This window comes from Streptomyces mauvecolor (assembly GCF_039532965.1).
Taxonomy (GTDB): domain Bacteria; phylum Actinomycetota; class Actinomycetes; order Streptomycetales; family Streptomycetaceae; genus Streptomyces; species Streptomyces violascens.
Genome location: NZ_BAAASQ010000034.1, coordinates 91,630 through 113,608, shown reverse-complemented (window position 1 = coordinate 113,608; position 21,979 = coordinate 91,630). Strand labels below are relative to the sequence as shown.

General features: G+C 70.9%; 21 protein-coding genes. 10 read left to right on the top strand and 11 right to left on the bottom strand.

What is annotated here, in order from left to right; all coding sequences use genetic code 11:
• Positions 1-141 precede the first annotated feature (141 nt).
• From ABD346_RS33510 to ABD346_RS33480, 7 genes are all read left to right on the top strand, one after another.
• A complete protein-coding gene (locus ABD346_RS33510; protein WP_344380081.1) occupies positions 142-753 on the top strand; it encodes a hypothetical protein in 612 nt (203 codons plus the stop codon).
• On the top strand, positions 753-1,457 hold the full coding sequence (locus ABD346_RS33505) for an ABC transporter ATP-binding protein (protein ID WP_344380080.1): 705 nt from the start codon (positions 753-755) through the stop codon (positions 1,455-1,457). The genes ABD346_RS33510 and ABD346_RS33505 overlap by 1 nt, the downstream gene beginning before the upstream one ends.
• Complete coding sequence (locus ABD346_RS33500) at positions 1,454-2,167, top strand: ABC transporter ATP-binding protein (protein WP_344380079.1); 714 nt, start codon at positions 1,454-1,456, stop codon at positions 2,165-2,167. Before ABD346_RS33505 ends, ABD346_RS33500 begins: the two co-directional genes overlap by 4 nt.
• Positions 2,164-4,821 carry an ABC transporter permease gene (locus ABD346_RS33495; RefSeq protein WP_344380078.1) on the top strand — a complete coding sequence of 886 codons (2,658 nt, stop codon included), beginning with the start codon at positions 2,164-2,166 and terminating at the stop codon, positions 4,819-4,821. The genes ABD346_RS33500 and ABD346_RS33495 overlap by 4 nt, the downstream gene beginning before the upstream one ends.
• An 86-nt stretch (positions 4,822-4,907) precedes the next feature.
• Positions 4,908-5,669: a response regulator transcription factor gene (locus ABD346_RS33490; protein WP_344380077.1), complete on the top strand. Its 762-nt coding sequence runs from the start codon at positions 4,908-4,910 to the stop codon at positions 5,667-5,669.
• 175 nt (positions 5,670-5,844) lie between these two features.
• Positions 5,845-5,982 (top strand): hypothetical protein, encoded by a 138-nt coding sequence (locus ABD346_RS33485; protein WP_344380076.1) that lies wholly within the window; start codon positions 5,845-5,847, stop codon positions 5,980-5,982.
• Between the two features lie 120 nt (positions 5,983-6,102).
• Positions 6,103-7,197, top strand: a complete 1,095-nt coding sequence (locus tag ABD346_RS33480) for a hypothetical protein (RefSeq protein WP_344380075.1) — start codon at positions 6,103-6,105, stop codon at positions 7,195-7,197.
• A 521-nt stretch (positions 7,198-7,718) separates the two neighbouring features.
• Here the strand turns inward: ABD346_RS33480 and ABD346_RS33475 are convergent.
• Together ABD346_RS33475 and ABD346_RS33470 are read right to left on the bottom strand one after the other, a co-directional pair.
• Positions 7,719-9,059, bottom strand: a complete 1,341-nt coding sequence (locus ABD346_RS33475) for a class I SAM-dependent RNA methyltransferase (RefSeq protein ID WP_344380074.1) — start codon at positions 9,057-9,059, stop codon at positions 7,719-7,721.
• Positions 9,060-9,219: 160 nt separating this feature from the next.
• Positions 9,220-11,265, bottom strand: coding sequence for an APC family permease (locus tag ABD346_RS33470; RefSeq protein ID WP_344380073.1), 2,046 nt, complete (start codon positions 11,263-11,265; stop codon positions 9,220-9,222).
• A 228-nt stretch (positions 11,266-11,493) separates the two neighbouring features.
• Here ABD346_RS33470 and ABD346_RS33465 point away from each other — a divergent pair, with 228 nt between their 5' ends.
• Together ABD346_RS33465 and ABD346_RS33460 are read left to right on the top strand one after the other, a co-directional pair.
• The gene (locus tag ABD346_RS33465) at positions 11,494-12,162 is read left to right on the top strand and encodes a potassium channel family protein (RefSeq protein WP_189965509.1); all 669 of its coding nucleotides are present in this window, start codon (positions 11,494-11,496) and stop codon (positions 12,160-12,162) included.
• Complete coding sequence (locus ABD346_RS33460; protein ID WP_189965507.1) at positions 12,162-12,830, top strand: potassium channel family protein; 669 nt, start codon at positions 12,162-12,164, stop codon at positions 12,828-12,830. Before ABD346_RS33465 ends, ABD346_RS33460 begins: the two co-directional genes overlap by 1 nt.
• 69 nt (positions 12,831-12,899) lie before the next feature.
• Here the strand turns inward: ABD346_RS33460 and ABD346_RS33455 are convergent, their stop codons facing one another.
• The 8 genes from ABD346_RS33455 to ABD346_RS33420 all read right to left on the bottom strand — a co-directional run bounded on the left by ABD346_RS33455 (position 12,900) and on the right by ABD346_RS33420 (position 20,436).
• Positions 12,900-13,625, bottom strand: a complete 726-nt coding sequence (locus ABD346_RS33455) for a DUF3159 domain-containing protein (RefSeq protein WP_344380072.1) — start codon at positions 13,623-13,625, stop codon at positions 12,900-12,902.
• Between the two features lie 3 nt (positions 13,626-13,628).
• Complete coding sequence (locus ABD346_RS33450; protein WP_078966308.1) at positions 13,629-14,027, bottom strand: OB-fold nucleic acid binding domain-containing protein; 399 nt, start codon at positions 14,025-14,027, stop codon at positions 13,629-13,631.
• A gap of 76 nt (positions 14,028-14,103) precedes the next feature.
• The gene (locus ABD346_RS33445; protein WP_344380071.1) at positions 14,104-14,796 is read right to left on the bottom strand and encodes a response regulator; all 693 of its coding nucleotides are present in this window, start codon (positions 14,794-14,796) and stop codon (positions 14,104-14,106) included.
• 43 nt (positions 14,797-14,839) lie between these two features.
• A complete protein-coding gene (locus ABD346_RS33440) occupies positions 14,840-17,383 on the bottom strand; it encodes a DUF4118 domain-containing protein (protein ID WP_344380070.1) in 2,544 nt (847 codons plus the stop codon).
• Positions 17,384-17,511: 128 nt separating this feature from the next.
• On the bottom strand, positions 17,512-18,267 hold the full coding sequence (locus ABD346_RS33435) for an ABC transporter ATP-binding protein (protein WP_344380069.1): 756 nt from the start codon (positions 18,265-18,267) through the stop codon (positions 17,512-17,514).
• Positions 18,268-18,546: 279 nt separating this feature from the next.
• Complete coding sequence (locus ABD346_RS33430) at positions 18,547-19,320, bottom strand: DUF3710 domain-containing protein (RefSeq protein WP_344380068.1); 774 nt, start codon at positions 19,318-19,320, stop codon at positions 18,547-18,549.
• Position 19,321: 1 nt separating this feature from the next.
• A complete protein-coding gene (dut, locus tag ABD346_RS33425; RefSeq protein WP_344380067.1) occupies positions 19,322-19,855 on the bottom strand; it encodes a dUTP diphosphatase in 534 nt (177 codons plus the stop codon).
• The gene (locus tag ABD346_RS33420; RefSeq protein WP_344380066.1) at positions 19,852-20,436 is read right to left on the bottom strand and encodes a PaaI family thioesterase; all 585 of its coding nucleotides are present in this window, start codon (positions 20,434-20,436) and stop codon (positions 19,852-19,854) included. Before ABD346_RS33420 ends, dut begins: the two co-directional genes overlap by 4 nt.
• 57 nt (positions 20,437-20,493) lie before the next feature.
• On the opposite strand from ABD346_RS33420, the gene ABD346_RS33415 reads away from it, so the two are divergent.
• Complete coding sequence (locus ABD346_RS33415) at positions 20,494-20,952, top strand: DUF3093 domain-containing protein (protein WP_344380065.1); 459 nt, start codon at positions 20,494-20,496, stop codon at positions 20,950-20,952.
• 10 nt (positions 20,953-20,962) lie between these two features.
• Here ABD346_RS33415 and ABD346_RS33410 read toward each other — a convergent pair whose 3' ends face one another.
• Entirely contained in the window at positions 20,963-21,973 is a 1,011-nt protein-coding gene (locus ABD346_RS33410; protein ID WP_344380064.1) for a hypothetical protein, read from the bottom strand.
• Positions 21,974-21,979 lie beyond the last annotated feature (6 nt).

Sequence of the window (21,979 nt, the reverse complement as noted above, 5' to 3'; positions counted from 1 at the left end):
CGGCGGGACGCGAGCGTGGTTTTGCCGTCCTCTAACCCTGGGCGCGCCGACCGTTAACCCGGTGCTCCCTAGCGTCACAGGTGTGGCAGCACGCCGTGTCCGTGACGGGCACCGGCTCTCTTGTGAAGGGGCACCGGGATCATGCGACGCACACTCTTCGTTCCGATGGCGTCTGCGGCGCTGACCGCGGTGGTACTGGCCGGATGCAGCAGCGGCAGCACTCCCCCACCAGGCTCCGGCACGTCCAGCGTCTCGCAGACACCCGCTCCGGGGGCGACCGAACCCAATCCCCCCGGCGACATCCCCGACAACCAGGCGTACGTACCCTACGCGCCCGGCGGGGGCGGCTTCACGGTCAAGGTCCCCGAGGGCTGGGCCCGTACGGACTCGGGTGGCACGACCACCTTCACGGACAAACTCAACCGGATAGAGATCGCCCCCCGGCCCGCCCCGGCCGCGCCCACGGCCCAGTCGGTGACCACCCAGGTCGTTCCGGTGCTCCGCCAACAGGTGCCCAAGTTCTCGCTGGGAAAGGTAAGTGTCGTCCCGCGGCAGGCCGGTTCCGCGGTCCTGCTCACCTACCAGGGAGACACCGCTCCGGATCCGGTGACGGGCAAGGTGGTGCGTGATGCCTTCGAGCGGTACGCCTTCCACTCCGGCGGCCGCGAGGTCGACCTGACGCTCTCCGGCCCGGTGGGCGCCGACAACGTGGACCCCTGGCGCATCGTGACCGACTCGCTCCGGTGGCAGTGATGACCGTCTCCTCCGGTGCCGTCGCACCCGCCCTTCCGACCACCGAAATCGCGGTGGAGGCACGGGAGTTGTACCGCTTCTACCGATCCGGCGATGAGGAGACGCTGGCGCTGCGCGGGGTCAGCGTGCAGGTCCGTCGCGGGGAGACCGTCGCTGTCCTGGGGCCGTCCGGCTCGGGCAAGTCGACGCTCCTTGTCTGTCTGGCGGGGCTGGACGAACCGGACGGCGGCGCGGTGCACGTCGCCGGGGAGCGCATCAGTCACCGGCCGGAGTCCGAGCGGGCCCACCTCCGTGCCCGTCGTATCGGAGTCCTGCTCCAGTCGGACAACCTCATCACCCATCTGGATGTGCGTGCCAACGTCCGCCTCGCCCAGACCGCCGTTCCCCGCGCCGGCGGCCGGGGTGTGGACGAACTGCTGGACGAGGTCGGCCTCGCCCACCGCGCCCGGGCTCTGCCCCAAGAGCTGTCCGGCGGTGAACTCGCCCGCGCGGGACTGGCCGTGGCGCTCGCCAACGGCCCGGACCTCCTGCTCGCGGACGAGCCGACGGGCGAGCTGGACGGAGCCGCCGAGCAACGCGTCCTCGAACTGCTCCGCAGCCGCGCGAGCGAGGGCCGCGGGGTACTGATCGTCACCCACAGCCCCGAGGCCGTACGGGTGGCCGACCGCGTCGTCGTGCTGCGCGACGGGAGGGTCGCATCATGACCGGCCAGGAGGTGCTGGTGCGCTGCGAGGATGCCGCGCGGACCTTCGGGAGGGGGCCGACGGCGGTCGTCGCGGTGCACGGTGCGACCTGTCAGATCCGTGCCGGTGACCGCATCGCGATCGCCGGGCCGTCCGGTTCGGGGAAGTCCACGCTGCTGCATCTCATGGCCGCGCTGGAGAAGCCCACCAGCGGGCAGGTCACCTGGCCCGGACTGTCCCAGCGGCCGCCGGCGGGCGCGATCGGTGTCGTCTTCCAAGGGCCGAGCCTGATTCCGGCCCTGACCGCGGTCGAGAACGCCGCCCTGCCGCTGGTCCTCGCCGGCGTTGCGGACTCTGCGGCGCAGCTCCGTGCCGCTCATGCGCTGGCCCTGGTCGACGCGACCGACCTCGCGAACCGGCTGCCCGAGGAACTCTCCGGCGGACAGGCCCAGCGCGTGGCGATCGCCCGCGTCCTGGCACTCGGCCCGCGCCTGGTACTCGCGGACGAACCCACCGGACAGCTGGACCGCACGACCGGCCAGCACATCATCGACGTGCTCCTGACCGCCGCCGACGAGCTCGGCGCCGCTCTGGTGGTGACCACCCACGATCCGACCGTGGCGCAACGCCTGACCGAGCAGTGGGCGATGCACGAGGGCCGCCTGGTCCCCGCGTCCACTGCGCGGCCACCAGCCGGGACCGAACCGCGGCAGAAAGGCAGGACGCCATGATCACCTCATGGACCGGCGGACTGCTGCGGCGGCGCACCGGACGGCTGATCGCCACCGCGCTCGGCATCGCCCTGGCCGTCGCCCTGATCGCCTCCCTCGGTTCCTTCCTGACCGCGTCGAAGTCGACCATGACGCTGCGCGCGGTGCGCGACGTGGCTGTCGACTGGCAGGTCCAGGTCCAGCCGGGAGCCGACCCCGACGCGGTCCTCGCGGCCGTCCGGTCGGCGGACGGCGTGCGGCAGGCCGAGCGCGTCGGCTTCGCCCGCAGCACCGGATTCCAGGCCACCGTCGCAGGCAGCACGCAGAGCACGGGGGCGGGTGTCGTCCTGGGGCTGCCCGACACCTACCGGGCGGCGTTTCCGCACGAGATCCGGCAGTTGACCGGCGCCGCTTCCGGGGTCCTCATCGCCCAGCAGACCGCGGCCAACCTGCACGTCGGCCCCGGCGACACGGTCGCCATCAGCCTTCCCGGCAGCCCGCCGGTGAAGGTGGCCGTGGCCGGAGTGGTCGACCTGCCTCAGGCCGACTCGCTGTTCCAGAAGGTCGGCGCCCCGCCGCAGTCCCAGCCGGCCGCCCCACCCGACAACGTCATCCTGCTGCCGACGAAGTTGTTCGCCCCCCTCACCGCGCCCCTGGGGAAGCTCGACCCGGCCGCCGTCACCACGCAGATCCACACCGCCCGCAACGGCCGGCTCCCCGCCGATCCCGCCGCCGCGTACACCACCGTCGTGGCGGCCGCGCACCATCTGGAGGCCCGCACATCGGGCGGCGCCGTGGTCGGCGACAACCTGGGTGCCGCCCTCGATTCGGCCCGCAAGGACGCCCTGTACGCACAGATCCTCTTCCTGTTCCTCGGCGTGCCCGGCGCAGTGCTGGCCGCCTTGCTCACCGCCGCGGTGGCCGGGGCAGGCGCAGGCCGGCGGCGCCGCGAGCAGGCGCTGCTGCGCACCAGGGGGCTGCGCATCCGTCAGGTCACCGCGCTGGCCGCGGCCGAGGCCGTCGTGGTCGGTGTGACCGGAGGGCTGCTCGGTCTCGGCACCGCGGCCCTGACCGGCACAGTCGTCTTCCGCACCGCGTCCTTCGGCGCCACGACCGCGTCCTCCGCCGCCTGGTCGGCTCTTGCGATGGGGCTGGGCCTGGTCGTGGCCGCCGCGACGGTCCTGGTCCCCGCCGTGCGGGACCTGCGGGGCGGCACGGTCGCCCAGGCCCGGCAGGCCGTCGGCCGTATCCGCTCGCCCTGGTGGATGCGCGTCGGGCTCGACTTCATCCTGCTCGCCGTGGCGCTGCTGGTCTTCAAGGCGTCCAGCGCGAACCAGTACGCCCTGGTCCTGGCCCCCGAAGGGGTGGCGAGTATTTCGGTGTCGTACTGGGCATTTCTGGGACCGGCGCTGCTGTGGTGCGGCTCGGCCCTGCTGTTGTGGCGCCTGGCCACCCTCGCCCTGACGCACGGACGCCGCCTCCTCACACGGGCGGTCCGACCGCTGACCGGAACGCTGGCCGCCACCACGGCCGCTGCGATGTCCCGCCAGCGCCGCCCACTGGCCCGCGCCATCGTGCTGCTCGCGCTCGCCGTCTCCTTCGCCGCCTCCACCGCGACGTTCAACGCCACCTACCAGCGGCAGGCCGAGGTCGACGCACAGCTCACCAACGGCGCCGACATCACCGTCACCCAGCCACCCGGCACCGCCACCGGACCCGGCGCGGGCGCCGCACTGCGTGTGGCAGGCGTACGGCACGTCGAACCCGTCCAGCACCGCTTCGCCTACATCGGCGCCGACCTCCAGGACCTGTACGGAGTCCAGCCCGCCACCATCACCTCGGCCACCGCCCTGCAGGACGCCTACTTCGCGGGCGGCACCGCAACGAGCCTCATGGGCAAGCTCGCCGCCCGACCCGACTCCCTCCTGGTCAGCGAAGAGACCGTCAAGGACTTCCAGCTCCACCCCGGCGACACCGTCAACCTGCGCCTGCAGGACAACCGCACCAAGGCGCTGACCAGCGTCCCCTTCCACTACGCGGGCATCGTCAAGGAATTCCCCACCGCCCCCAAGGACAGCTTCTTCGTCGCCAACGCCGACTACATCGCCAAAGCGACCGGCAGCAACGCCGTGGGCGCGTTCCTGGTCGACACCGGCGGCACACACCAGAGCGCCGTGGCCGCCGCCCTGCGCCACCAGGTGGGCACCACGGCGACCGTCACCGACATCACCCAGACCCGCTCCACGGTCGGCTCCAGCCTCACCTCCGTCGACCTGTCCGGACTCACCCGCATCGAACTCGGCGCCGCAGTCCTGCTGGCCGCCGCGGCCGGCGGCATCGTCCTTGCTCTCGGACTCGCCGAGCGGCGACGCACCTTCGCCATCACGACCGTCCTGGGCGCCACCCGCAGCCAGCTGCGCGGACTGATCCTGAGCGAAGCCGCCGTCATGACGGCCGGCGGTCTCACCGGAGGCGCGGTCATCGGCTGGGCCCTGTCGCAGATGCTGGTCACAGTCCTGACCGGAGTCTTCGATCCACCGCCCGCTGCCCTGACCGTGCCGTGGCCCTACCTGGCACTGACGGTTGCGGCGGCAGCCCTGGCCATCACAGCGGCAGCCCTCAACGCCGCCCGCCGCTCCACCCGCCCAGCCGTCGAAGAACTACGCGCCTTGTGACACCCCGCAACACCCGTGAGCCGGACCTCGCCGAGCGCACGGCCTGTCACCCCCCGATCCAGCTGCCGGCACCTACCCTTCACCTCATGCGCCAGCCCGAATCCCACGAGCGGACCAGCGTGCTCCTCATCGAAGACGACGAGACCATCGGACGCCACCTCGACGCCGGACTGCGCAGCCACGGCTACCACACGTCCTGGTGCCGAACCGGCGCGAACGGCCTGGCCCAGGCCCGGACCGACCCCCCGGACGTCGCCCTCCTCGACCTCGGACTGCCCGACACCGACGGCATCGACATCGCCCGCGAACTGCGCACCCACCACCCCGACCTGCTCCTGGTCATCCTCACCGCCCGCAGCAACGACATCGACATCATCGCCGGACTGGACGCCGGAGCCGACGACTACCTCGTCAAACCCTTCGCCCTGACCGTGCTCCTCGCCCGCCTCCGCGCACACCTGCGCCGCCGCCCAGCAAGCCCGGCCCAGGCACAACCGCTGATCCGGCTCGGCGACCTCACGGTGGACCTCACCGCCCGCCGCTGCCTCGTGGCAGGCCACGAAATCACCCTCCGCCTCAAGGAGTTCGACCTGCTCGCCGCCCTCGCCCGCAACGCCGGCGCCGCCGTCTCCCGCGAAAACCTCATGGCCCAGGTCTGGGACGAGAACTGGTTCGGCCCCACCAAGACCCTCGACGTCACCCTCGCCTCACTCCGCCGCCGTCTCCACCAGGAAGCCGCCACCACACCCCACCCCGTCAACCTCCCGCAGATCACCACACTGCGCGGCCACGGATACCGCCTGGACCTCATTCCGCCGACAACACCCACCACACCGAACAGTCCGTGAAGGCCAACGGCCTCACAGCGAAACATCACCGAACTTCATGACCGGGTCACCGGGCTGGTCCTCGTGCCGGTCGGACGTGACGACACATCTGATCGGCACGGGGAGGCGGGATACCGGAACCGGTCAGGGGCCGTACGTTGGCTGAGCACGAAGGGCAGACGCTGCAGCGGATCGAATGTTCGCGCCAGACCACATCGTCCGCTGCTTCGTCGGCAACCTGACCACGCGACCCAGAACGTTCGTACTGCTCGGACTCCTCTATCCGCCGCGCGACATCGTCGAGAACCACCATGAAGAACCGTTCTCGCTGTAAACGGGCCACGCAAGGAACGTCTCATCCGAACGAGGGGTCCTACATCCAGCTCCGAATTCCCGCAGAATCGGCGGGCATTGCGTCCGAGGCAGCACGCCCGGGGAACCATGGGAGGACCGCATGAACCGGGGCCTCAACGAGCGACAGCAGGCCGTGCTCGACTGGGTGAGCCAAGGGTGTCCCGACGGAATCTGGCCGGACAGCACGTACAAGGTCAGTGCTCGGGCCCTGCAAAGCCGAGGACTCATCAAAGTCACCAAACGCCACGGGCATTGGAACGCCCAACTCACCGACAAGGGGCGGCAGCATCTCGCCGACAGTAATGCCAGCCCCGGGGAGCGGAGCGGCGAAGCACCTGACGTGCCCGAGAGAACTCTGACACCGCCACACCCCCATACCGTGCCGAAGACCCGAACGAACTACACCGACCAGCTCCTCGAAGAGCTCGGGGCCAACAACAACTTTCTCATCAAGCCGGTCGAATCCGGCCCGCACGCGGTGAATTGGGCATCGCGGGTCAGCGCCGCACGCAAGTCCGGCAAGATCCCTCACACCCAGGAGCTCTGCGGAAAGCAGACCCACCGCGGCTACGAAATCAAGCTCACCGACATCCCCGCCTGGCGCCTCGCCGAACTCACCCCAGTCATCGTGCCAGCGAGACTCACCCAGCCCCATACCGTGGTGGCCGCTCTGCAAGAGCAACCCCGCCGCATGGAATTGACGAAATCCGTCTACGGCCGAGCCCTGCGCATCATCCAGGCCCTTGTCACCGCCACCGAATCACAGGGCCATACGGCAACACTCGGCCCCACTCAAACCGCTCCCCCACCCCGCCACCGCCGGAAGGCAGCACCACACTTCACTATCACCGCCCACGGCGAAAGCATCGACTTCCTCGTCCTCCAAGAACAAGACCACAGCAAACACATGCCCACCGACAAGGAACGCGCCGACGCCACGAAGCACACATGGACGCGCATCCCCCGCTTCGACTACACCCCCGCCAACCGGCTGCGTTTCATCGTCCGCGGCGGCACAGCACACCGTGGCAGCGAATGGACCGACCTCCCTGGCCGGCCTCTGGAAGACCAGCTCGCCGAAATCGCGCAAGAAGTCGACCTCCGCGGCGAAGACGCGGAACGCAACCGCCGCGCAGACGAGCAAGCCCAGGAGGCGGCACAGCAGAGCTGGGAAAGCGCCGTGCACAGAGCCTAACGCCGCATACACCCACGCCTATCGCGTCAAACACCTCGAAGAACAGACAGATGCCTGGCACCAGATCAAGCGCCTGACCGAATACGTCGCAGCAGTGCGCAGCCACGCCACATCACTGCCGCCCGGGCAGGAAAGGACCGAGATCGAGGCGTGGCTCGCAATCGCAGACGCCCACCTCCAACAGCTCACCGAGTCCGCCTTGACGCCGAAGCTGCCCACACCATCGCAGCCCAGCAGCTCAGATCTCGAGCCGTTCCTCAGCCACCAAAGCCTCTACGAACCTCGCTCCAACTGAGCCCCAAATCGGACCATAACCGGCAGGGTCTCACCAAGAGACAGTAAAGAAGGAGCCCCGGAGGGCCGCACCTGACGTACCGCCACCTGCAGGAAGTCATTCTTGACGACCCGTCAGAACGTGCGTCAAACGTGCGTCAGAAGGGCCTCACGTGCGTCGAATATGCGTCAAGATATCGCCCGTAACGCCCACAGCGCACATAATGCACACTCGGCGAAACCGCAGGTCAGGAGCCCTTTTCGGTGGGCTCAAGGATCGCGATGCATTCAACATGATGGGTCATCGGAAACAGATCGAACGCCCGCAGCGTCCGCGGCCTGTACCCCGCCTCCGCGAAGTACGCCAGGTCGCGGGCCAGGGCCGCCGGGTCGCAGGCCACGTAGGCGATGCGGCGGGCGCCCAGGGCTGCCAGGTGCTTGACCGTCTGCTTGCCGGCGCCCGCGCGGGGCGGGTCCAGGACGATTAGGTCCGCTTCGGTGATCTTGGTGCGGGGCAGGACCTGCTCGACCTTGCCCTGTTCGATGCGGACCCGGGGCAGGTCGGCCAGGTTGTGGCGGGCGTCCTCCACGGCTCGCTTGGAGGACTCGATGCCGAGGACCGCCCCGGTCTCGCCCACGCGCTCCGCGATCGCGCCCGCGAACAGGCCGACGCCGCAGTACAGGTCGAGCGCCATTTCGCCCTTGCGCGGCATCAGGCCCTGCATCACGGCCTTCACCAGGGTGTCCGGCGCCTGCGGGTGGACCTGCCAGAAGCCGCCCATGCCGACGCGGTAGGTGCGGCCGTCCGCACGCTCGCGGACGAAGGCACGGCCGTGCACGCGGTGGACTCCGCCGTCCTTCTCCTCGACCCGGAGGACCGAGACGGGCTTGTCGAGTTCGACCAGGGGGAGGCGGCCTCCCGGGTTCGGGGTGAGGACCACCTGGCGGTCGTGCGAGCCCGAGGACGCGATCGCCTCGACCGACGCCAGCTGCGGCCACTCCCGCTTCTCGATGCCCAGTTCCGAGACTCCGGGAGAAGCGATCATGCAGTGGTCCACCGGCTCCACGGCGTGCGAGCGGTGCTTGCGCAGGCCCGCGCGGCCCTCGTCGTCGATCGCGTACTGGACGCGCGTGCGCCACGCCGGGACCTGGCCCGCGGGCAGCTTGTCGCCCTCGGCGGGCACCACCGTGCCGTCCCAGCCCGCCTCCTCGGGGGTCAGGCCCGCGAGCCGGCGGAGCTGCTCGGCGATGACCTCGCCCTTGAGGCGGCGCTGGGCGCCGGGCTTGGCGTGCTGCCAGTCGCAGCCGCCGCACTTGCCCGGGCCGGCGAAGGGGCAGGGCGCTTCGACCCGGTCCTTGGAGGGCTCCAGGATCTGCACGGCGTCGGCGCGCAGGAAGCGCGAGTCCTCCTCGCCCTCGGTGACCCGGGCGACGATCTTCTCGCCGGGCAGGGCGTGGCGTACGAACAGGACGCGGCCCTCGGCGGTGCGGGCGATGCAGTGGCCGCCGTGCGCGACGGGGCCGACCTCGACCTCGTACTCCTCCCCGACCAGCGACGCCTGCGACGGCTCGGATGCGTTCTGCTGCATGGGTGGGTGACTCCAGAGGTGAGGGAGGAAACGGCAAGGCGGCCGGGTGAACAGCCCACCAGTCTACGTGGGTGTCGCCCGGCCGCCCGCCACAGGCACGGCACGGCTCGGCTCACGCCCGGCGCCGGGCGGCTCGGCCCGGGCCGGCGGACCGCCCCGCTCAGCTCTTGTTGCTCGGCTCCTTGGGCCGGGACACCGGGCCCCGTCGCACCGAACCCGGCGCGTTCCAGTCCGCCCGCCTGCGGGCCCGCTTCTTGGCGGCCTCGGAGGACTCCAGCTGGTACGGGACGGAGGTCACCATGACGCCGGGGGTGAACAGGAGACGGCCCTTGAGCCGCAGCGCGCTCTGGTTGTGCAGCAGGTGCTCGTACCAGTGGCCCACCACGTACTCGGGGATGAACACGCTGATCGCGTCGCGCGGGCTCTCGCGGCGCAGGCCCCGCACGTACTCGATGATCGGCCGGGTGATCTCGCGGTAGGGCGAGTCGAGGATCTTCAGCGGTACGTTGATGCCGCGCCGCTCCCACTCGTCCTTGAGGGCCTTCGTCTCGGCCGGGTCGACCGAGATCGACAGCGCTTCCAGCTGGTCGGAGCGCATCAGCTTGGCGTACGCGAGGGCGCGCAGGGTGGGGCGGTGGACCTTGGAGACCAGGACGATCGAGTGCACGCGCGAGGGCCGCACGCTGTCGTCGCTGGGCTCGTCGGGGGCCGCGATCTCCTCGGAGACCCGGTCGTAGTGCTTGCGGATCGCGGTCATCGTTCCGTAGAAGATCACCATGCCGAGCAGTGCGACCCAGGCGCCGTGGGTGAACTTCGTGGCGAGGACGACCACGAGCACCAGGCCGGTGAAGAACGCGCCGAACGCGTTGATCGCGCGGGAGCGGATCATGCGGCGTCGCTTGGCCGGGTCCCGCTCGGTGGCCAGGTGGCGGTTCCAGTGCCGGACCATGCCGGTCTGGCTGAGCGTGAAGGACACGAAGACGCCGACGATGTACAGCTGGATCAGCCGGGTCGAGTCCGCCCCGTAGATCACGACGAGCAGGACGGCCGCGCCGGCGAGCAGCACGATGCCGTTGGAGAACGCGAGGCGGTCGCCGCGGGTGTGCAGCTGGCGGGGCAGGTAGCGGTCCTGGGCGAGGATCGAGCCGAGCAGCGGGAAGCCGTTGTACGCGGTGTTCGCGGCGAGGAACAGGACGAGGGCGGTGGCCGCGGCGAGCACGATGAACAGGAAGCTGCCGTTGCCGAAGACGGCCTCGGCCACCTGGGAGATCACCGGGTTCTGGACGTATCCGGAGCCGAGCGGGGTGCCGTTGTGCAGCAGGTCCTCGCCGGGCTTCTCGGCCATCCGTACGTGGGTGCTCATGGCCAGCGCGATGATGCCGCAGAACATGGTGACGGCCAGGGCGCCCATCAGGGCCAGGGTGCTGGCGGCGTTCTTCGACTTGGGCTTGCGGAAGGCGGGCACGCCGTTGCTGATGGCCTCGACGCCCGTGAGGGCCGCGCAGCCGGAGGAGAAGGCGCGCAGGAGCAGGAAGACGAGGGCGAAGCCGGCGAGGCCCTGGTGCTCGGCCCGGACCGTGTAGTCGGCGGTCGGTGCCTTCATGGTGTCGCCCATGACCAGGCCTCGGTAGGCGCCCCAGGCGATCATGATGAAGACGCCGGCGACGAAGACGTACGTCGGGATCGCGAAGAGCTTGCCCGACTCCTTCACGCCGCGCAGGTTCATCAGGGTGAGCAGCACGATCACGGCGACGGCGCACAGCACCTTGTGCTCGACGACGAAGGGGATCGCGGAGCCGAGGTTCTCGATGCCGGAGGCGATCGAGACGGCCACGGTCAGCACGTAGTCGACCAGCAGGGCGGAGGCTACGGTGAGTCCGGCCTTGGGACCGAGGTTGGTGGTGGCGACCTCGTAGTCGCCGCCGCCGCTCGGATAGGCGTGCACGTTCTGCCGGTAGGAGGCGACCACGGTGAACATCAGCACCACGACCGCGACCGCGATCCAGGGGCTGAAGTGATACGCCGACACCCCCGCCACGGAAAGCACCAGGAGTACTTCTCCGGGAGCGTACGCAACGGACGAGAGCGGGTCGGAGGCAAAGACGGGGAGTGCGATGCGCTTGGGGAGGAGCGTTTCTCCCAGCTTGTCGCTGCGCAGCGCCCGGCCGATCAGGATCCGTTTGGGCACGTCGGTCAGTTTGGACACGCAGAGGATCGTAAGCGCTCTGTCTTAATAAGGCCCACCCGGCTCCCGTCGACGGGTTTGCGTGATGGGGGCACTGAGTGAGTGCATCGCCGGGCGGGCCGCATAAGCTCATCAGGCGGCAACGTGGATTTTTGTTGCCACGCTGTTGCCCGGCTAGCCGAGAAGGAAGTAGTGAGCAGGGTGTTTGCGCAGGTCATCGGGGCGACCAGGAGTGCGGGGTAAGGGGACGTGCACATCGTCATCATGGGCTGCGGGCGAGTGGGAGCCGCTCTCGCGCAGACCCTGGAACAGCAGGGGCACACGGTCGCGGTGATCGACCAGGACCCCACGGCCTTCCGTCGGCTGGGTTCGGGCTTCGGCGGGCGCCGGGTCACCGGCGTCGGCTTCGACCAGGACACCCTGCGCGAGGCGGGCATCGAGGAGGCCGGGGCGTTCGCCGCGGTGTCCAGCGGTGACAACTCCAACATCATCGCGGCCCGGGTGGCGCGCGAGATGTTCGGCATCGAGAACGTGGCGGCACGGATCTACGACCCGCGCCGTGCCGAGGTCTACCAGCGGCTCGGCATCCCGACGGTCGCCACGGTCAGCTGGACCGCCGACCAGATGCTGCGGCGGCTGCTGCCGTCCGGCGCGGAGCCCTTGTGGCGCGACCCGAGCGGTGGCGTGCAGCTGGCCGAGGTGCACACCTCGACGGCCTGGATCGGTCACAAGATCAGCAAGCTGCAGGAGGAGACCGGCGTCCGTGTCGCGTTCCTCACCCGGCTGGGCGAAGCGGTGCTTCCGACGTCCCAGACAGTGCTGCAGGAAGGCGACCTGGTGCACGTCATGATGCGTACCGACGAGGTCGAAAAGGTCGAGGCGGCGTTCGCCCAGGGTCCCGAGGAGGGCGGTCACTGATGCGGGTTGCGATTGCCGGGGCCGGCGCGGTGGGCCGTTCCATCGCGGGCGAGCTCCTGGAGAACGGGCACGAGGTGCTCCTCGTCGACAAGGCGCCCACCGCCATCTCGGTGGAGCGGGTGCCGCTGGCGGAGTGGCTGCTCGCGGACGCCTGCGAGATCACCTCGCTCGACGAGGCGGCGCTGCAGCGCTGCAACGTGGTCATCGCGGCCACCGGTGACGACAAGGTGAACCTGGTCGTCTCGCTGCTCGCGAAGACCGAGTACGGGGTGCCGCGGGTGGTGGCCCGGGTCAACAACCCGAAGAACGAGTGGCTGTTCAACGAGTCGTGGGGCGTGGACGTCGCCGTCTCGACGCCGCGTCTGATGTCGGCCCTGGTCGAGGAGGCGGTGAGCGTCGGCGATCTCGTACGCCTGCTGCGCTTCAGCCACGGCGACGCCAACCTGGTCGAGCTGACGCTGCCGCCGGAGTCGGCGATCGCGGGCACGCAGGTCGGGGACGTGGCCTGGCCGGAGGACACCTCGCTCGTCACGATCATCCGGGGTACCCGGGTGCTCACGCCGAGCCAGGAGGAGACCCTGGAGGCGGGCGACGAGCTGCTGTTCGTGGCCGCGCAGGCCCGCGAGGAGCAGCTGGAGGACCTGCTGTCGGTCCGCCGCGAGGACTGATCCTCCCGAGTACGCAAGGGAAGGGCCCGGAACCGATGCGGTTCCGGGCCCTTCCCTTGCCGTGAGCGGCTATGCCTCGCCGGCCGCGGCCCTGCGGGCCTTCTCGGCCGCTTCCTCCGCCTCCATCTCGGCGAAGACGTCGATCGGCGCCGGGGCCTTCGCGAGGAAGACCCAGGTGAGCCAGACCGCGAGCAGGAACGGCGGGATCTTCAGGGCGATCAGGACCCAGCCGAGCTGCGAGGTGTTGGCCCACCAGTACAGCGGGAAGAGGATCGCGCACTTGGCGAGCAGGATGAGCCCCCAGGCCCAGCTCGCCTTCGCGTACGCCGTCTTGCGGCCGGGGTTGCGGGTGCGCCAGGACAGGTTCTCCTTGAAGACCGGGCCGAGGATCAGCCCGATCAGCGGCACTCCGCACAGGGTGGTCACGATGTACGCGAGCGCCAGGCCGAGGGTGTAGAGCATGCCCGGCAGGTAGAAGTCCTTGGCGTTGCCCGTCATCATCGCGAAGACCACGCCGAAGGCCACGCCGAAGACGCCGCTGAAGGCGTGCTTCATCGTGTCCTTGCGGACCAGGCGGACCACGACGAGCAGCAGCGACACCGCGAGGGCGGCGATCGCCGAGGTGTGCAGGTCCTTGTTGACCGTGAAGATCGTGACGAAGAGAAGTCCCGGCAGGACCGTCTCCACCATGCCGCGCACGCCGCCGAAGGCCTCGAAGAGCGCGGCCTCGGTCACGGCTTTCGCGTCGTCGGCTGGCTGAGTGGGCGTGGTGGTCGGCTTGTCGACTGACGTCACCGGCTACTCCTGTCCGAGCGGTCGGAGTTCGTATTTGGGGTTGAACAGGACCCGCCGGCCGTGGCTCATGGAGATCCGGCCCGAAGCGATGAGCTTGCGGCCCGGCTCGATGCCCACGATCGAGCGCCGTCCCAGCCACACCACGTCCAGTGGGGCGGTGCCGTCGAAGAGCTCTGCCTCAAGGGCCGGCACACCCGCCCGCGGACGCAGGGTGACGGTCCGCAAGGTACCAGTCACCTTCACTATCTGGCGGTCACTGCACTCGGAGATGCGGGTGCACCCCGTGGCCTGCGTGTCCTCCTGCAGTTCCGCGGAGTGCAGGTCCTCCTGCGAGGTGGACAGCCGGTCGAGCATCCGGCGGAAGCGCCCCGCGGGCTTCTCGGTACGAAGGTCAGCACTCATACAGAAAGCGTACCGGGGGACACCCCCACGGGATCAAAGCGTGTGGTCAGCACGGATTCGGCACCGCCCGGGCGACTCAGCGTTCGAAGCGGTAGCCCATGCCCGGCTCGGTGATGAAGTGGCGCGGGTGCGAGGGGTCGAGTTCCAGCTTGCGGCGCAGCTGCGCCATGTAGACCCGCAGGTAGTTCGTCTCGGTGCCGTAGGAGGGCCCCCAGACCTCCTGGAGCAGCTGCTTCTGGCTGACCAGGCGGCCGGTGTTGCGTACGAGGACTTCGAGCAGATGCCACTCGGTCGGCGTCAGGCGTACGTCGCGGCCGTCGCGGTTGACCTTCTTGGCGGCCAGGTCGACGGTGAAGCCCTCGGTCTCGACGATCACCACGTCGTCGGCGCCGTCCGCGCCGCCGACCGGCTCGGCGCGGCGTACGGCGGCGCGCAGGCGGGCGAGCAGTTCGTCCATGCCGAAGGGCTTGGTGACGTAGTCGTCGGCGCCGGCGTCCAGCGCCTCGACCTTCTCGTCGGAGGTGTGGCGGGCGGAGAGCACCAGGATCGGGACCCGGGTCCAGCCGCGCAGCCCCCGGATGACCTCGACGCCGTCCATGTCGGGCAGACCGAGGTCGAGCACGACCACGTCGGGGTGGCGGGCGGCGGCGAGCTGGAGGGCACTCGCGCCGTCGGGGGCCGCGTCCACCTCGTACTTCCGTGCCTTGAGGTTGATCACGAGCGCGCGCACGATCTGCGGCTCGTCCTCGACCACGAGCACCCGGGTCATCTGGGATACCTGCCTTCTGCGTGTACTGGCTGAGCGGTTCGGTTCATGAGGTGACCTGGGCGGAGAGGTCGGCGGGGGCGCCGCCCGGGCCGGGGGCGGCGCGCACGGTGAGGACCATGGTGAGGCCGCCGCCGGGGGTGTCCTCGGCGGCGAGGGTGCCGCCCATGGCTTCGGCGAAGCCCCGGGCGACGGCGAGGCCGAGGCCGACCCCGGCACCGCGCGGGGCGTCGCCGTAGCGCTGGAAGGGCGCGAAGATGCGGTCCTTGGCGGCGTCGGGGACGCCGGGGCCGCGGTCGGTGACCCGTATCTCGACGCGCTCGGCCAGGCCGCTGGCGGCCACCGTGACGGGGCTGTCGAGCGGGCTGTACTTGACGGCGTTCTCGACGATGTTGGCGACGGCCCGCTCCAGGAGGCCGGGGTCGACCTCGACCATGGGCAGGGTTTCGGGGATGTCGAGGACGACGCTGTCCTCGGGGACGCCGCCGAGCGCCATGGGCACGACCTCGTCGAGGTCGATCTCGCGGATGAGCGGGGTGACGGTGCCGGTCTGCAGCCGGGACATGTCGAGGAGGTTGCCGACGAGGTGGTCGAGCCGGTCGGCGCCGTCCTCGATGCCTTCGAGGAGTTCGGCGCGGTCCTGTTCGGACCATTCGACGTCGTCGGAGCGCAGGGACGTCACTGCTGCCTTGATGGAGGCGAGCGGGGTGCGCAGGTCGTGGCTGACGGCGGCGAGCAGGGCGGTGCGGATGCGGTTGCCCTCGGCGAGCTTGCGGGCCTCCTCGGCCTCCCCCACCAGGCGCTGGCGGTCGAGGACCACGGCGGCCTGCGCGGCGAAGGCGCCGAGCACACGGCGGTCCTCGGCGGGCAGCACCCGCCCGGACAGGGCGAGCGCCATGTGGTCGCCGACCGGCATGTCGACATCGGCGTCCTCGGGCCGGGCGACCGGGTGCGGTCCGACGCTGCCCGCGCGGGTCCAGGGCTCGACGTCGCTCACGCGCTCCAGGAGGGCGACCGACTCCATGGCGAAGGTCTCGCGGACCCGCTCCAGGAGGGCGTCCAGGCTGGTCTCGCCGCGCAGCACGCTGCCCGCCAGGAACGAGAGGATCTCGGATTCGGCGCGCAGGCGGGCGGCCTGGTGGGTGCGACGGGCCGCGACGTCGACGACGGAGGCCACCGACACGGCCACCAGGACGAAGATCACGATGGCGACGATGTTCTTGGGATCGGCGATCGTGATCTTGTGGATGGGCGGCGTGAAGTAGTAGTTCAGGAGGAACGAGCCGAACGCGGCCGAGGCGAGCGCCGGGACGAGCCCGCCGAGCAGGGCCGCGGCCACCGTCAGCGTGAGGAACATCAGCATGTCGTTGGCGAGCCCGAGGTCCGCGTCGACATTGGTGAGCAGGACGGTGAGCAGGGCGGGGCCGATCACGCCGGCCGCCCAGCCCCACACGATGCGGGCCCGCCCGAGCCGGGCGCCGCGCGCCACGGGCAGGCCGCGGCCCTTGGCGACCTCTTCGTGGGTGACGATGTGGACGTCGAGGTCGGGCCCCGAGTCGCGGGCCACGGTCTGTCCGACGCCGGGTCCGAGGATGTACTGCCAGGCCTTGCGGCGGCTGGAGCCGAGGACGATCTGGGTGGCGTTGACGCCGCGCGCGAAGGCGAGCAGCGAGGCCGGGATGTCGTCGCCTATGACGTGGTGGAAGCTGCCGCCGAGGTCCTCGACGAGGGTGCGCTGGACGGCGAGTTCCTTGGGCGAGGCGGAGGTGAGGCCGTCGCTCCTGGCCACGTACACCGCGAGGATCTCGCTGCCGGAGCCCTTGGCGGCCATCCGGGCGGCGCGGCGGATGAGGGTGCGGCCCTCGGGTCCGCCGGTGAGGCCGACGACGATGCGCTCGCGGGCCTGCCAGGTGGACTTGATGTCGTGCTCGCCGCGGTACTGCTGGAGGTATTCGTCGACCCGGTCGGCGACCCAGAGCAGCGCGAGTTCGCGCAGGGCGGTGAGGTTGCCGGGCCGGAAGTAGTTGGACAGGGCCGCGTCGACCTTGTCGGACTTGTAGATGTTGCCGTGCGCCATGCGGCGGCGCAGCGCCTGGGGCGACATGTCGACGAGCTCGATCTGGTCGGCCCGCCGCACCACCTCGTCCGGCACGGTCTCGCGCTGGCGTACGCCGGTGATCGACTCGACGACGTCGCCGAGGGATTCCAGGTGCTGGATGTTGACGGTGGACACGACGTCGATCCCGGCCGCGAGCAGCTCCTCGACGTCCTGCCAGCGCTTGGTGTTGCGGGCGCCCGGCACATTGGTGTGGGCCAGTTCGTCCACCAGGGCGACGGCGGGCCGGCGTTCCAGGACGGCGTCGACATCCATCTCGGTGAAGGCGCCCCCGCGGTACTCGATCTCGCGCCGCTGGATCTGCTCCAGGCCGTGGAGCATCACCTCGGTGCGCGGCCGGCCGTGGTGCTCGACGAACGCGACGACGCAGTCCGTGCCGCGCTCCACCCGGCGGTGGGCCTCGGACAGCATCGCGTAGGTCTTGCCGACTCCCGGTGCCGCGCCGAGGTAGATCCGAAGCTTGCCGCGTGCCATGGCCCCATTGTCTTTCAGAATTCAGCTGCGTACGCTGCGTCGACCTTACGGCCAACAATTCCGGCAAATGGGGTGGGGGTAGGGCGGGGGCCGCGTATTGACGCGATTCTGATGCCCCGCCCCGCTGGTCACCCGCGGTTCGGCTGGGGGCCGTGGTCGACGAGCTCCCCGTCGTTCAGTTCCAGCACCCGGTCGGCGAGGCCGAGGAGCTGGCTGTCGTGGGTGGCGACCACGGCGGTGACGCCCTCGCTGCGCACCACGGCGCGGATCAGCTCCATCACCGCCAGGCCGGTGTCGGCGTCGAGCTGCCCGGTGGGCTCGTCGGCGATCAGCAGGGCCGGCCGGTTGGCGAGGGCGCGCGCGATGGCGACGCGCTGCTGCTGGCCGCCGGAGAGCTCGCCGGGGCGCTGCTTGGCGTGGTCGCCGAGCCCGACGAGGGAGAGCAGCAGGTCGACGCGCTGTTCGCGCTCGCGCGGGTCGGCCTTCTTGAGCCGCATCGGGACGCCCACGTTCTCGGCGGCGCTGAGGATGGGGATGAGGCCGAAGGACTGGAAGATGAAGCCGATCCGGTCGCGGCGCAGCTCCAGGAGGTCCTGTTCGCCCAGGCCCACGACGTCGGTGCCGTCGACCGTGATGGCGCCCTCGTCGGGCCGGTCGAGCCCGCCGAGGAGGTTGAGCAGGGTGGTCTTGCCGGAGCCGGAGCGCCCCTTGAGGGCAACGAGCTCGCCTCGCGGCACCTCGAAGGAGATCCCGCGCAGCGCGTGCACGGCGGCGGCGCCGCTCCCGTACGAGCGGTGGAGGTTGACGACCCGGACCATCGGCCCGGTGGGCCGCTCCCCCGCGACGGCCGTGCCGCCGCCCTGTGCGGTGCTGCTCTGCGTCATGCCCGACTCCCCCGTACGTACGTGTGCGCGGCCGGGCGCCAGTATGTGCAGGTTGCACCCGGCCGGGCAATGGATCGCGGGGAGTCTGCCCGGATTGCCCGCGCGAGCGGGGGCCGCGCGGGCAACGGGGCGGCGGCCGGAGCCGGCCGGCCCGCCAAGTACCGCCCGCCGACGCCGCGTTGGCGCCCGGAGCGCCGGCCCCGGACACGCCGATGGGCCGCGCCCCCTGTCCGGGAGTGCGGCCCATCGGGCACCTCTGTGTGCGGTACGGCGGTGAGGTCAGCGGATCTCGCTGATCTCGGGGCCGCGCTGGAGCTGGCCCATGCCGCCGGAGAAGCGCGAGCCCTCCTGGTCCTCCTGCTGCACGCCGTCGGGCACCATCTGCGCGTCGTTGGGGAGCTTCAGGACGATCGGGTCGCGGGGCGCCATCGGGCCCTCGCCGCGCACCACCACGGTGTCCCGGAAGATCGTCTCGAGCAGCCCGGCGGCCTGCGGCTGCACCGCGCCCTGGCCGGAGATGACACCGCGCAGGAACCAGCGCGGGCCGTCCACGCCCACGAAGCGGACCAGCTGGACACCGTTGGTGCCGTCGGGCAGCTGCACCGGGACCTGCGCGCGCAGCTCCCAGCCCAGCGGGCCCTCGACCTCGTCGATGATGCCGCCCTGCTGGGTGATGCCGGAGGCGATCTCCTCGCGGACCTCGCCCCAGATGCCTTCCTTCTTCGGGGCCGCGAAGGCCTGCAGCTGGACCGCGCTGTCGTTCAGGACGACCGTGGCCGCCACGATCGCGTCGCCCGCGACCTCGACCCGCAGCTCCATGCCCTCGACCCCGGGGACGAAGAGTCCGCCGAGGTCCACCCGGCCCTCGCCGGGCTCGGTGACCTCGGCGAGGTCCCACGGCCCGTCCGGACGGGGCGCGGGCGGCAGGTTCACCCTGCGCACCTCGCCGGCTCCGTCGGCGTCGGTCCCGTCGGACGCGGTGCCCTCGACAGCCTGCTCGGCCTCGCCCGCCGAGTCCTCGGCGTTACCGCTCTTCTTGCGACGTCCGAACACGTCACTGTCCTTCCCGGTCGGATACGACCGAAGCGTATCGATTCCCACCCGTAGTGCCGCCACCGGCGGCCGAACCGTCCACGGCGGAATGACCGCCGGTGGACCCGAAGCCCCCCTCGGCCCGCGCCGAGCCGGGAAGCTCCGCCACCTCGTGGAAGCGCACCTTCTCGACCTGCTGGACGACCAGTTGGGCAATGCGGTCGAAACGCTCGAACCGAACGCTCTCGCGAGGGTCGAGGTTGACCACGATCACCTTGATCTCCCCACGGTACCCGGCATCCACCGTCCCCGGGGCATTCACCAGGGCGACACCGCAGCGGGCGGCGAGCCCCGAGCGGGGGTGCACGAAGGCCGCGTACCCGTCGGGCAGCGCGATGGAGACGCCGGTCGCCAGGACCGCGCGCTCGCCGGGGGCGAGCTCGGCGGCCTCGGTCGTCACCAGATCGGCTCCGGCGTCGCCCGGGTGCCCGTACGCCGGGATCGGCACCTCCGGGTCGACACGGCGGATGAGGACATCTACGGGTTCACGGGTCACGGGTTCACCTCGAAGGCGCGGGCGCGCCTGACCTGGTCGGGGTCGGACATGGCGGCCTGGATCTCGGCCGGGCGTCCGTTGTCGATGAAGTGGTCCACCTTCACCTCGATGAAGAGGGCCTGGGCACGGACCGCCACGGGTCCCTCGGGGCCGCCGATGCGGCCGGTGGCCCGGGAGTAGATCTTGCGGCCGGCCACGGCGGTGACCTCGGCCTCGAGGTGCAGCACCGTGCCGACCGGCACCGGGCGGGCGAAGTCCGTCTCCAGGCGGCCGGTCACCGCGATCACCCGCAGCAGCCAGTTCAGCGAGCCGAGCGTCTCGTCGAGCGCCGTGGCGAGCACCCCGCCGTGGGCGAGGCCCGGGGCGCCCTGGTGGGCTTCGCGCACGGTGAACTCGGCGGTGACCCGCACGCCCTCTTCGGCGCGGGCGGCCAGGTGCAGTCCGTGGGGCTGTCCGTCTCCGCAGCCGAAGCAGTGCCCGTAGTGCGCACCGAGGAGCTCGCCGGGTGCGGGCGCCTCGGGGTGCCGCACCGGCGCTATGGCGTCGGCCGGGGGCGTCAGGGACGCAGATGTAGCAGTCACAGCCGCAGACCTTACCCGCGGTCAAGGCGCAGGTCGCGCCGTGCCAAGCTAGCTTTCATGCAGCCCAATGCCCCGCAGTACGCAGAACGCCTCACCGCGCCCCGGTCGTGGTGGTTCATCTCCGTCCTCGTCGGCGTCGCGTGCGCGCTGATGCTGCTGCCGGTGGGCACCCTGCCGATGCTGGCCGGCTTCGTCGGCGGCACCGCGGCGTCCTGGGTGATCGTGAGCTCGTACGGGTCGGTGCGGATCCGGGTGCTCCCGGACACCCTGGTCGCCGGTGAGGCCCGGATCCCGACGAAGGCGCTGGGCGAGCCCGAGATCCTGGATGCCGAGGAGGCGCGGGCCTGGCGGCTGCACAAGGCCGATCCGCGCGCGTTCATGCTGCTGCGGGCCTACATCCCGACGGCGGTGAAGGTGGAGATCACGGACCCGGCGGACCCGACTCCGTACGCCTACCTCTCGACCCGGGACCCCGAGGCGCTGAAGGCGGCGATCGACGCGGTCCGCACCGCCTGAGCCCGGCGCTTCAGCGGCCGAGCTCCCTGGGGGTCTTCCCCTGCGGCAGCGGGTTGTCCGGCTGCTCCAGGGCGGGCAGCTCGGGCAGCGCGTCCCAGGGCACCTGGCGCTCGCGCAGGTCCTTGCGGATGTGCCCGGCGAGCTTCTTGGTGTCCCGCCGGTTCATCACGGCGCCGACGGCCGCGCCGACCATGAACGGCGTCAGGTTCGGCAGATTGCGGACCATGCGCTTCATGATCTGCTGGCGCAGCTCGCGCTTCATCTGGCCGCCGAGCGCGAAATTGAGCGACGTCGGCTTGGTGACGTCGATGCCGCGCTCCTCGGTCCACGACGTCAGGTAGGCCATGGAACGCTCCTTGAGCGTGCCGGGCGGACGCATTCCGTAGACCTCGTGCAGCTCGGCGATGAGCTTCAGCTCGATGGCGGCGACGCCGGTGATCTCCGCGGCCAGCTCGGCGGGCATCGCGGGCGGAACGGGCAGCATCGCGGCCGCGCCGATTCCCGCGCCGACCGTGGAGGTGCCGTTGGCGGCGCCCGTGATCAGTTTGTCGGCGATCTCCTCCGGGCCGAGACCCGGGAAATGGGCGCGCAGGGTCGCCAGGTCCCGCACGGGAATGCGGGGGGCGACTTCGATGATCCGGTCGGCAAGGTGGCCGAGCGAGGCCTTTACGCCCTCGCCGCCCTTGCGTACGCCCTTCTTGAGCACCGGAACGCTCTTCCTCAGGGCGGGTACGCCCTTGTCGAGAGCGCCCTTGCGCAGGGCGTCCAGGCGTCGGGCCCCGGCCGCGGGCCCCGCCTTGTGCTCCGTGTCCGGTGCCGTGACGGCTGCTTCGAGCGAGGCCTGGTGGCCCCGCTCGGCGTCACGTGCACCGTCGGCAGCGCTCACCGCAGGGAGGCAGGCCGGCTCGGCGGGGTCTTCCACGCCTTCTGCCGGGCCTGTGCCGCCCTGTGGCGCCTCGGTGGAACCCGGGGCACCCTTCCTCCGGAACGGTCGCTTCCGGGGCGGTTTCGCGCCTGCCACAGCCGG